Origin of the sequence: Embleya sp. NPDC127516, from assembly GCF_044765325.1 — a bacterium.
Taxonomy (GTDB): Bacteria; Actinomycetota; Actinomycetes; order Streptomycetales; family Streptomycetaceae; genus Embleya.
Genome location: NZ_JBIWJT010000025.1, coordinates 47,092 through 57,534 on the forward strand (window position 1 = coordinate 47,092; position 10,443 = coordinate 57,534).

Annotated in this window: 12 protein-coding genes; 6 read left to right on the forward strand and 6 right to left on the reverse strand. The window is 70.7% G+C overall.

From position 1 onward, the window contains the following. Positions 1–97: 97 nt before the first annotated feature. Positions 98–955, reverse strand: a complete 858-nt coding sequence (locus ACIRL2_RS36530) for an NAD(P)H-binding protein (protein ID WP_402238098.1) — start codon at positions 953–955, stop codon at positions 98–100. Between the two features lie 101 nt (positions 956–1,056). Here ACIRL2_RS36530 and ACIRL2_RS36535 point away from each other — a divergent pair, with 101 nt between their 5' ends. After that, positions 1,057–1,974 carry a LysR family transcriptional regulator gene (locus ACIRL2_RS36535; protein WP_402238101.1) on the forward strand — a complete coding sequence of 306 codons (918 nt, stop codon included), beginning with the start codon at positions 1,057–1,059 and terminating at the stop codon, positions 1,972–1,974. 121 nt (positions 1,975–2,095) lie between these two features. Here the strand turns inward: ACIRL2_RS36535 and ACIRL2_RS36540 are convergent, their stop codons facing one another. Beyond that, positions 2,096–2,374 carry a hypothetical protein gene (locus ACIRL2_RS36540; RefSeq protein WP_395864830.1) on the reverse strand — a complete coding sequence of 93 codons (279 nt, stop codon included), beginning with the start codon at positions 2,372–2,374 and terminating at the stop codon, positions 2,096–2,098. 153 nt (positions 2,375–2,527) lie between these two features. Here ACIRL2_RS36540 and ACIRL2_RS36545 point away from each other — a divergent pair, with 153 nt between their 5' ends. The 3 genes from ACIRL2_RS36545 (at position 2,528) to ACIRL2_RS36555 (ending at position 6,137) form a co-directional block, all read left to right on the forward strand. Beyond that, on the forward strand, positions 2,528–3,118 hold the full coding sequence (locus ACIRL2_RS36545; protein ID WP_395864828.1) for an HAD family hydrolase: 591 nt from the start codon (positions 2,528–2,530) through the stop codon (positions 3,116–3,118). A 205-nt stretch (positions 3,119–3,323) separates the two neighbouring features. Continuing rightward, positions 3,324–4,586, forward strand: coding sequence for a threonine--tRNA ligase (thrS, locus tag ACIRL2_RS36550; RefSeq protein WP_402238103.1), 1,263 nt, complete (start codon positions 3,324–3,326; stop codon positions 4,584–4,586). Between the two features lie 360 nt (positions 4,587–4,946). Continuing rightward, the gene (locus ACIRL2_RS36555; RefSeq protein ID WP_395864824.1) at positions 4,947–6,137 is read left to right on the forward strand and encodes a serine hydrolase domain-containing protein; all 1,191 of its coding nucleotides are present in this window, start codon (positions 4,947–4,949) and stop codon (positions 6,135–6,137) included. A 254-nt stretch (positions 6,138–6,391) separates the two neighbouring features. Here ACIRL2_RS36555 and ACIRL2_RS36560 read toward each other — a convergent pair whose 3' ends face one another. After that, entirely contained in the window at positions 6,392–6,736 is a 345-nt protein-coding gene (locus tag ACIRL2_RS36560; RefSeq protein WP_402238106.1) for an STAS domain-containing protein, read from the reverse strand. Between the two features lie 348 nt (positions 6,737–7,084). Continuing rightward, the gene (locus tag ACIRL2_RS36565) at positions 7,085–7,654 is read right to left on the reverse strand and encodes a TetR/AcrR family transcriptional regulator (protein WP_395864820.1); all 570 of its coding nucleotides are present in this window, start codon (positions 7,652–7,654) and stop codon (positions 7,085–7,087) included. 175 nt (positions 7,655–7,829) lie between these two features. On the opposite strand from ACIRL2_RS36565, the gene ACIRL2_RS36570 reads away from it, so the two are divergent. Then, entirely contained in the window at positions 7,830–8,459 is a 630-nt protein-coding gene (locus ACIRL2_RS36570) for a DUF2867 domain-containing protein (RefSeq protein ID WP_402238109.1), read from the forward strand. A 61-nt stretch (positions 8,460–8,520) separates the two neighbouring features. Here the strand turns inward: ACIRL2_RS36570 and ACIRL2_RS36575 are convergent, their stop codons facing one another. Continuing rightward, entirely contained in the window at positions 8,521–8,913 is a 393-nt protein-coding gene (locus ACIRL2_RS36575; protein ID WP_395864816.1) for a DUF1801 domain-containing protein, read from the reverse strand. Between the two features lie 203 nt (positions 8,914–9,116). On the opposite strand from ACIRL2_RS36575, the gene ACIRL2_RS36580 reads away from it, so the two are divergent. Next, complete coding sequence (locus tag ACIRL2_RS36580; RefSeq protein ID WP_402238112.1) at positions 9,117–9,311, forward strand: hypothetical protein; 195 nt, start codon at positions 9,117–9,119, stop codon at positions 9,309–9,311. Between the two features lie 35 nt (positions 9,312–9,346). Here the strand turns inward: ACIRL2_RS36580 and ACIRL2_RS36585 are convergent, their stop codons facing one another. Then, positions 9,347–10,138, reverse strand: a complete 792-nt coding sequence (locus ACIRL2_RS36585; RefSeq protein WP_395864812.1) for a DNA polymerase beta superfamily protein — start codon at positions 10,136–10,138, stop codon at positions 9,347–9,349. Positions 10,139–10,443 lie beyond the last annotated feature (305 nt).

A 10,443-nucleotide genomic window follows, 5' to 3' on the forward strand; every position in this document is an offset into this window, starting at 1 on the left:
GCCGGGTCCCGAGCGTCACCGAGTATCGGCGACCCGGCGAACGGGCCGGGGGTTCAGCCTCGCCGTGTGGTCGCCGACTCCGAGGTCGGCCGGCCGGTCACGAGGTTTCCCGGTTCCAGGCTCCGGTGGCGGCCGTGGCGCGTGCGTAGTCCGCGAAGTCGCGCGGTGCGCGGCCGAGGACCCTGCGGACGCCGTCCTCGACGCGTGCGTTGCGGCCGTCGAGCACGGTGGTGAAGAGGTAGATGAGGAAGTCGATGTCGCCGGCGGGCAGGCCGGCCTCCTCGAGTGCCTTGGCGTACTCGTCCGCGCCCACGGTCGCGAAGTCGACGCGGCGTCCGGTGGCGGCGGCGATCTCCGCGACGGCGTCGGCGAAGGTGAGCAGGCGCGGCCCGGTCACCTCGTACGTCTGCCCGTGGTGCCCGTCCTCGGTGAGCGCGGCGACGGCGACCTCGGCGATGTCGTCCGCGTCGACGAAGGGTTCACCCACGTCGCCGACGGGCAGCACGACCTGTCCTTCCAGGACCGGCCCGACCAGGTAACCCTCGCTGAAGTTCTGGCTGAACCAGCTCGCGCGCACCACGGTCCAGGCGATTCCCGAATCGGCCACGACGCGTTCACACACCTGGGCCTCCTCCTCGCCGCGCCCGGACAACAGCACCAGGTGCCGCACGCCCGCGCTCGCCGCCGCCTCGGTGAAGGCCCGGATCGCCGCGGGAGCCCCGGGTACCGCCAGGTCCGGGAAGAACGACACGTAGACCTTGTCCACGTCCCGCAACGCGGGTGCCCACGTCGCCGGGTCCTCCCAGTCGAACCCCGGGTCGGCCCCGCGCGAGCCCACCCGTACGTCGGCCTCGCGCGCGCGGAGCAGATCCACGATCCGGCGGCCGGTCTTGCCGGTCCCGCCCAGTACCAGGATCTTGTTCGAACTCACCGTCATGTCGTGTCCGTTCGGCATCGTGAATGTGTTCCTCAAAGATCGTTCAGCCGCCGGACGGGAACAACGCCGCCATGATCAACTATCGTTGAGCAGGATTCAACGATCGGGCGGGGGCCTGCGTGGAGACGTACGAGATCGAGGCATTCCTGGCGGTCGCCGAGGAACTGCACTTCGGTCGTTCTGCGGAGCGATTGGGCGTGTCCACGGGGCGGGTCAGTCAGATCATCCGCAAGCTCGAACGCCGGGTCGGGGCGTCCCTGTTCGACCGAACGAGTCGGTTGGTGGCGCTCACCACGATCGGCACCCTGTTCCACGACGACCTGCGCCCCGGCCACGAGCAGGTGCAAAGGGCATTGGAACGCGCGATCATGGCCGCTCGCGGCTTCGAGGGCCCGCTGCGGGTCGGCTTTCTCGGCGCCGCGGCCGGTGCGCTCGTTCTGGAGACGGCCCGTGCCTATCGCGCCGAGCACCCGACCGGCGACGTCATCGTCCACGAGCTCCAGATGGACAACTCCTTCACGGAACTGCGCGAGCATCGCACGGAGATGGTGCTCAACACCCGGCCCGTCACGGAGCCGGACATGGTCGCCGGGCCCGCGCTGTGGAGCGAGCCTCGATACCTGGCCGTCTCCTCGCGGCATCGACTGGCCGCCCGGCCGGAGGTCTGCCTGGAGGACCTGGCCCGCGTCACCCTGCTGCGCATGCCCGCCAACGCACCCGCCGCCATCGCCGACGACCGGGTCCCGGCCGCGACGCCACAGGGTCGGCCGATCGCACACGGGCCGCGGGTGGCCTCGTTCCAGGAGGCCCTGGCCCTGATCGCGGCCGACGAGGGCGCGTTCACCGTCGGCGGCCAGGTGATCCGCTTCTACACCCGCCCCGACGTGACCTACGTGCCCATCTCCGACGCCCCGCCCATCGAATGGGGTTTCGTGTGGCGCGCGTCGCACGAGACCGCCCGCATCCGAGCCTTCAACGCCAAGGCCGTCGCCGTGCGCACACCGTTGCGACGGGCCCGGGGAGCGGCCACGCCTTGACCCTCGGGGTTGACATCGAGGCGGTCGGGCGAACGGCCGGCGCCGGCGGTCGGCGCGGCGACGAACGCGGACGCGGATGCGGAGGCAGACGCTCGGTGCGTCGAGGCAGTGGGCGCGCCCGTCACCCGGGCCGGTCGCCCCGGCGACGGATGTCGAGCGTGGCACAGTGGAACGAACCGCCCAGGCTCTGCACGTGCCGGAAGGGACAGCGGAGCGGCCGGCGGCCCAACTCTTCGACCAGTGCGCACATGTCGTCGTCCTCGGCCGGGAACATCGATCGTCGGGCGGTGCCGACCACACATTCCTCCAGCGGATCCCACTCGTTGTCCGAGCCCACCGGGATCGCGGGCCCAGGGGAGTGTCGAGGGGTTCGTTCACCGGTCGGCGGGTGATGGCGCATGTCCCGATCGTGCCCGAGACCCGTGTTCCGAGCATCCCGGGCGGGGCCACACGGATCAGCCGAAGTCGTCCACACACCGCCGGCGGGCCGGTGCCCGGGTGCGGGGCCGTACGGGGACACGAGTGCTCGGGCGCGGGGCTATACGGTGACGCGATGATCCTTTCCCTGCCGCCCGGCGATTTCCGCGCCTACCTGTTCGACTGCGACGGCACCATCGCCGACTCGATGCCGCTGCACTACCGGGCCTGGAAGCAGGCTCTGGACGAGTGGGGCTGCGTGTTCCCCGAGGATCTGTTCTACGCCTGGGGCGGGCGAACGGTGGCGGACATCATCACGTCGCTCAACGAGGACCAGGGGTTGGCCATGCCGGTGGAGGCCGTCGCGCATCGCCGGGAACTCCTCTTCCGCGAATACCTCCCGCAAGTGACCGTCGTACCGGGCGTCCTGGCGCACATCGAACACGCCGCCGGGCGTATACCGACGGCCGTTGTCTCCGGCAGCACCCGCGACTCCGTCACGGCGTCGCTGACCGCACTGGGTCTGCTCGACAGGTTCGACGTACTGGTGTGCGCCGGCGACTACACGAGGGCCAAGCCCGACCCCGAGGGGTATCTCCGGGCGGCCGAGCACCTCGGCGTGCCGCCGGAGCACTGTCTGGTCTTCGAGGACACGGAGATGGGCATCCGGGCGGCGACGGCGGCGGGCATGGCGTCCGTACGGATTCCGGATCCTCGTCCGAGGTGAGCGTCGCGCCGGCGCGGTGAGGGTCGCTCCGCGGGCAGGGGCTCCGGCGCGGCTCCGGCGAAATACGATCGCGACGGCACGGCGAGTTTGCTAGCGTCGATGGCATGAAGCGCGCCCACATGATGACGACGACGCCGGAGAGTGTCCCGGCGCGCTGACGGATTTCTTGGTCAAAGCCCCGGGGCGAGTGCCCCGGGGCTTCGTCTTGCGGTCACTCGCCCGATGTACGCGAGGAGACCCGATGCACGACCACCGCAGACTCGGCCGTGAGCTGGAACTGTTCGACACCGACCCGCTGATCGGGGCGGGACTGCCGTACTGGCTGCCCGACGGCGCCGCCGTACGGCACGCCCTGGAGGAGTACATCCGCGACGCCGAACGGCGGGCGGGCTACCGGCACGTGTACTCGCCGGTGCTGGGCAAGCGGGAACTGTACGAGATCTCGGGTCACTGGTCGCACTACAGCGACGACATGTTCCCGCCGATGGACGTGGGCGGCGAGCAGGTGGTGCTGCGGCCGAGCCTGTGTCCCCATCACGCGGTGATCTACCGCTCCCGGGGCCGCAGCTACCGTGAACTGCCGCTGCGTATGGCCGAGTTGGGCGGCATGTACCGATCCGAGCCGTCCGGCGTGCTCGGTGGGCTGACCCGGGTCCGGGCCATTCAGCTCAACGACGCGCACATCTTCTGCACCCTGGACCAGGTCGCCGAGGAGGCGCGGGCGGCCCTGGAGATGATCGCTCGCGCGTACCGGGCGCTCGGCATCGGTGCGGCGCGATATCGACTCTCGCTGCCGGGTGCGGGAGGCAAGTACGTGGCCGCGCCCGAGATGTGGCGGCGGTCCGTCGCGCTGCTGACCGACGTGCTCGACGGCTCGGGGCTCGCGTACGAGGCGGTCGAGGGCGAGGCCGCCTTCTATGGCCCCAAGATCGACGTCCAGGTGGTCGACCCGGCCGGGCGCGAGTCCACCCTTTCCACCGTCCAGATCGACTTCCACCAGCCCGAGCGGTTCGACCTGCACTACATGGGCGCGGACGGCGCCAAGCACCGACCGGTGATGATCCATCGCAGCATCATCGGCAGCGTGGAGCGGGCCGTCGCGCACCTCATCGAAGAGCACGGCGGCGCCTTCCCCGCGTGGCTCGCGCCAGTGCAACTGGTGGTGCTCCCGATCGCGGCGACCGAGCTCCCGAACGCGCAGGCGTTCGCGCGGCGTTGCCTGGAGTTGGGACTGCGGGTCGAGATCGCCGAGCCCGAACGCGGCACCCTGGGTGCGCGTATCCGCGAGTCCCGTCTCGTTCCCTACCAGGCCGTCATCGGCGCCAAGGAGGCCGCGAACGACCACATCGCCCTACGCCTGCGGGACGGCCGCCGCATCACCCCGCAACCCGCCGAGGATGTCCTCGCACGCGTGGGCGCCCTCGTGGACGCCCACGTGAGCGAACTGTGGGACGAGGCGGCGGTGTAACGCCCGCATCCGCCGTTTCCGTCGGGCCGCCCGCCCGTTCGGCCGACAGGGAGGCCGAACGGGTCGGCCCGGCTTCTCGAGCGGAGCCGCCGGCAGGGTGTACACGATCGAACCGGTCGTGCTCGGGGCCGTGCGAGAACCGGCTCCGGATTCCCGGTGTCGGGCGGGACGGTGGGGCGAACACGCCCACCGGTGGCGCAACACCGGGCACGCGTGGGACGTGGCCGGTATCTGTGGGGTCCACCGCTCCCCAACGAAACGGACCACCTCGTGCGAACCCGACTGTCGAGCCCGCTCCCGCCCGCCGAACGAGGTTCGCGTCGAACCCGGCCGCGCCGGCGCCGCCCCAGAGCCGCGGCCGTGCTGGCGGCGGCGCTGCTGAGCCTGACGGCCGCCGCGCCGGCGCCGGCCACCGCGATTCGATCCGACGCGCCCGCCGGGTCCGCGGAGCGGGTTCCGTCCTTCGCCGAGACGCTGACGCCCGAGCTGATCGCCCTGATGCAGCGAATGCGCGTGCCCGGCGCCATCGTCTCCATCCGCACCCCCGAGTCGGGTACGTGGACCACCACACTCGGCACCGGAGACCTGGCCGACGGGGCGCCGATCCGGTCCACGGACCACATGCGGGTCGGCAGTGTCACCAAGACCTTCACCGGGACGATCATCCTGCAACTCGTCGAGGCCGGGCGGCTGTCCCTCGACGACCCGGTCGCCGCCTACCGGCCCGACGTACCCGACGGGCAGCACATCACCATCCGTCAGCTCCTCCAGATGACCAGCGGGCTGTACAACTACAGCGAGGATCCCGCGTTCAACCGGGCGCTCGACGAACATCCACAGGCCCCGTGGACCCCCGACGAACTACTGGCGATCGCCTTCGCGCACCCGTCGTACTTCCCACCCGGAGGTGGGTTCCACTACTCCAACACCAATACCATCCTGCTCGGACTGATCGCCGAGGAACTCACCGGACAGCCACTGGCCGAGTTGTTCCGGCAACGCATCTTCCGGCCGCTGGGCATGTCCGAGAGCAGTCTGGCCACGGACTCCCGCTTTCCCCGCCCGCACGCGCACGGCTACGAGTTCATTTCCAACGTCGACAGCCTGACCGCGCCGGTACTCGAGGGCAAGGAAGCGGCCTGGGCCGACTGGTCGGCCGGCAATCCCAAGGACGTCACGAACTCCGATCCCTCGTGGGCCTGGGCGGCCGGCGCCGCCGTCTCCACCGTCGACGACCTGCTCCGCTGGGCCCCGGCACTGGCCACGGGCGCCTTGCTGAGCCCCGAGGTCCAGCGCGAGCGGTTGACCTTCGTCCCGGCCTCCGATCAGCCCGGCGCGCCGACCTACGGTCTCGCCATCGCCGACTTCGGTGGTTTCCTCGGCCACGACGGCCAGTTGCCGGGTTATAACAGTTTCGTGGGCTACAACCCGCAGTCGCGCGCGACCGTTGTCGTCCTCGTCAACCTCAACCAGTCTCCCGACGGCAAGGCGCCGGCCGACGAACTGACCAAGCTGATCTTCTCGAAGGTGTTCCCGGCGCCGTCCTCGTAGCCCTTGCGGATGGGGACGCCTCCTCGGGTCCGGGGAGCAGAGGGAGCCGGGGGAGCCGGGGGAGCCGAGGGTCCGGCGGATCGACACGCCGGGTGGTTCGGTGCGGCGGATCGGGTGCGGGTGCGCATGCCCGCGTGCCCGATCCGTACGACCCCGCAGAGGTACTGCCGACACCGAGGAAGATCCCGCCTCCGGCGCGCCGACCGGCTCCGTGACTCGACGGGCAGGCCCGAACGCGCGCCGGCCGGCGTGCGCTACGCGGGAGACGCGTTCAGTTCGTGCTCTCGGGCAACGAGTTCGCCGCCCTCGTGGAGCAGCGCGGCGCGCATCTCCGGTGTCGCGGTCCGCCAGGTGGGGCGCAGGCCGAGGAGGAAGGCGTGCCGGTACGCGGATCCGATCGTCGCCGCACCCGCCTCGTCCAGCACCTCGGTCGCCACGAGGTCGAACGTCACCTCGACGACGTCGTCGGGCAGGGCGTTGATCCGCGCCACGAGGTCCTTGCGCAGCCGGTGGGCGACGGACGCGTCCACGACCTTCGGCACCACCACCCGTGCGCGGCCGTGCTCCACCAGACACTCACAGCCCCAGGTGTCGGTCACTGTCTCCCCCATCACGCGCCGAAGAACACGCCGCTCCGGGCGGGCGGTTCCGCTTGTTCGAGTCCACCGCACGTCGGGAGTCCCCGTACGGTCCGATACACAAACGAGACGAAAGCGGTGAAGCTCGCGGACTCGACGTCGTCCGGCCGACCGGAACCGGCACCTGCGGCAGGCGCCGCAGCGTACCCGGGTGCGGATCACGCCGCCACGGGCATCGGCGACGAATCGCCCGCAGGGCATGTGAAGTTGGACTCCCGGTGGGGTTCGGGCCCGCCGAACGCATCACCGGGCAGGAGCATGGGCGGTCGGCGTAGAGCGATCCGTACCGCACGGGCGTCGCGGAGTGCCCTATCGGGAGTCGGGGCGTGGGCGGTCGAGGATCAGGTCGGCCGCGTGGGCGATGACCTCGGCGCGGGTGCGGCCCTCGTGATCGGTGGCAAGGGAGCGGTGTGCGATCGCCACGCAGAAGGCCAGCAGACTGCGCGCCTCGACCTCGTCGGGATCGGAGCAGAAGGTGCCGATCATCTCGCGCAGCAGGGCCATACGCCGGTTGTCCACCCGGCGCAGGCGTTCGGCGACCGCCTCGTCGCGCCGGGCCCAGTCGCGGACGGCGAGGTCGAGGGGGAGCAGTCGGTCGTCGGAGAAGGTGAGCATGCCCGCACGCTGGATCATGGTTTTCGGGTCGCCGCCCTCGCGCTCGACCTGGTCGATCACCTCATCGGTACTCTCCCGTTCCCAGGCGTCCAGCATCGCCCGCAGCAGCGCGTCGCGGTCGGCGAAGTACCCGTAGAACCCGCCCTTGGTGACGCCGAGCCGCTTCGCCAGCGCCTCGACGCGCACGGCGTCCGGGCCGCCGTCGGCCAGCGCGCGCAGGCCCTCCTCGACCCACCTGTCGCGCGGTGTGCGAGCAGCGCCCACGGTGTGTCCCTTCGTGCCCGTCGTGCCGGTCGTGCCCCTCGTGCCCGTGCACCGGACGTATGCAACCGCCCGTCCGATTATGCGTAACCGCATATTCGATCTTGCCTGGCGTTATACGCAAGCGTATAACAGAGGTGGCAGCAATGGCCCGAGGCAGGAAAGGCGGCGGCGCGCCGTGAGACTTCCCCGCACAGCCCATACCGATCAGCCGTGGCGGATCCACGAGCTCGCCCGTGACTTCCGGGTGGAGGACGTATGGTCCTACCGTGCTCCCGGCTCCGGTCCGGACGACTTCCCCGTCATGCTCGCCGCGATGCGCGCCGGCGGCGGGCTCGGCAAGCAGGCGCTCCCGGCCCGGTTCCTGTTCGCGGTGCGTTGGAAGCTCGGCGCCCTGCTCGGTTGGGACAAGCCGAAGACGGGTCTGGGTACGCGGGTCCGGCCGCTGCGCGACCGCGTGCCGCGCGAGCTCGCGGAGACCGTGGACCTCTCCCTCCCCGCCGGCAGTCCGTTCACGCCCGTGTACGACCTCGACAACGAGTCCGCGCGCGAACTGGCCAACCGGACGGTGCACGGGATCATGCATCTGGGGTGGGTGCGAAGCGGGGACACCGGCGGCGGTGACGGTGATGGGAACGGAGACGTCGGCGACTACGAATTGCGGATGGCGGTTCTGGTCAAGGCCAACGGGCGGTACGGCAGGGTGTACATGTCCCTCATCGCACCGTTCCGCTACCTGATCGTCTACCCGGCGCTGACCCGTCAATGGGAACGGGCTTGGCGCGATCGCGAGCAGTTGCTCGCGTAAGGCGCCGGGCCTCCTCGACCTCGATGGTTCGGATCGCCGATCGCCGACGGGGCGAGCGATGTCAGCGCTTGAGCTTGCGCCAACCGCCCGCACGATTGTTGGCGATGATCTGCTCGAACATGGCGGTCAGGGCGGGTGCGTTGATCGTCTCGCCCCGGCGTACGGCCACGGTGCGGGCGGTCTTGTTGTCGTGGCCGCCGGTGATGATCCCCTCGGGGTCGGGGACGATTGCCCCGTCGTACAGGAACACGTTGACGTGGTCCTTCGCCGCCAGGAGCGCGCAGATGTTGCCCTGAAGGACGAAGTACGGTCGAACGGTGCGCTTGATGGTCTCGGCCACCTCCGGGTCGGCACCATGGACCAGGTCGCGGACCTCGCGACAGATGGCCTGCTGCCAATCGGGCAGGGCTTCGATGTAGTCGTCGACGCGCGGGTCGGTGACGTAGGAGGTCATGGTCATTCACCGTAACCGAACGACGCCGAGAAATCGGCACCATCGTCGGCGCATGTCCACGATTCGGATCCGAGGGTGTGTCCACCAGGTCCGGGACTTCCGTGCTCCTGTGACCCCCGCATGCGCATCGTCTCGCCGAGCCGGAGGTGGTGTTGGTCGTGCCATGCGGATTCCCACCCGAACGCATCGAGGCGGAACGGGACTTGCTGACGCGCCTGCCGGGCTGGTCGGATCTGCCCGCGGTTCGCAACGACAACGTGTGGGTGCTGGACGGCCCGGCGTACTTCAACCGGCCCGGACCGCGCGTGGTCCGCGGTGTCGAGATCCTCGCGTACGTCCTGCACGGCGTACGGCCACCGGTTCCCGTGACGCCTCGGGAGGCGCGGCGTCCGGGATGACTACCCGTTGCCGGCAGGTTCCGGCTCCGGAACGATCAATGGGGACAGGGTGGGCCGGTTCGGATGCCGGTCAGGCGTACCCGTACCAGGAGGTCGTGCAGCGCGTCGTGGCCCTCGGGGCGTTCCGCGAGTGTGGACGCCTCGTGCGCGTCGTCGAGGGCGGCCCGCAGCCGATCGATGTCCGCCCGTGCCGCGTCGACGGCCACCGACTCGTCCAGTGCGCCGTGCTCGGCTTCGCGTTTCGCGGCCACCAGGTCGCCGAGATAGGCCGGAGCGATGTCCCGGCACAGGTCGGCCAAGGTGGGGAGATCGGCCACGACCTGTCCCGAGCGCATCAGGTGGATCCCGGTCAGCAGGACCCGGAATGTGTACAGCAGCGGCTTGAGCTCGCCGGTCCGCTCGAACAGCCGTAGCTGCGTGCGCGCGAACCCGGCGTAGTGGTGCGCGTGGTGCCGGGTCACCAGTCCGGGGGCGAGCGCCACCAACTCGGCGTGCGCCGGCGTGGTGTGTACGACGAGTGGAGAGAGCAACTGCTCCAGGACGTAGCCGTTGCGGCGCAGCAGGAGCCGTACGAACTTTCCGAGGTCGTGGGTGACGAGGTCGTTCTCCACGCCGTCGGCTTCCCACATGCGCCCGCGCGTGTGCTCGCCCTCGCGCAGGCCGACCAACGCGGTCAGCGGCAGCAGATGCGCGCCGCGCAGGTCGACGTCGGAATCCCGGGAGGGGAAGCCGTACAGGTGCGCGCCGGACACGGTGGCGAACACGAGCGGATCGGGTTGTTCGGCCACGATCGCCGACAGGCGCTCCGGTTCGATGTCCAATGCCACGACGGGCCCTTTCCTGACGATGCTGCGGGACCCGGAATCCTAGCCCGCCACCCGCCTGCCGCGTCCCACCCGCCTGCGGCGGTCCATATGTTGGGTTGATCGCACGCGTCCCTCGGCGCGAAGACGAAGCCCACCGAACCCGGAGCCCGGCAACCGCCTTTCTCCTCGTCCCCACCGGGCCCGGACCTGATCCCGAACCGGCCCGAAACAGGGGCCGGGGCCCCCCCGGGGGGGGGGGGGGGGCGGGCCCCGGTGGGGGGGGGGGGGCCCGGGGGGGGGGCGGGGCGGCGGGGGGGGGGTTGGGG

What these genes read in the sequence shown, in the direction of transcription:
- ACIRL2_RS36540 (WP_395864830.1), bottom strand. Translation starts at nt 2,374, where the DNA reads ATGCGCCATCACCCGCCGACCGGTGAACGAACCCCTCGACACTCCCCT.
- ACIRL2_RS36545 (WP_395864828.1), top strand. Translation starts at nt 2,528, where the DNA reads ATGATCCTTTCCCTGCCGCCCGGCGATTTCCGCGCCTACCTGTTCGAC.
- ACIRL2_RS36575 (WP_395864816.1), bottom strand. Translation starts at nt 8,913, where the DNA reads ATGACCTCCTACGTCACCGACCCGCGCGTCGACGACTACATCGAAGCC.
- ACIRL2_RS36530 (WP_402238098.1), bottom strand. Translation starts at nt 955, where the DNA reads ATGCCGAACGGACACGACATGACGGTGAGTTCGAACAAGATCCTGGTA.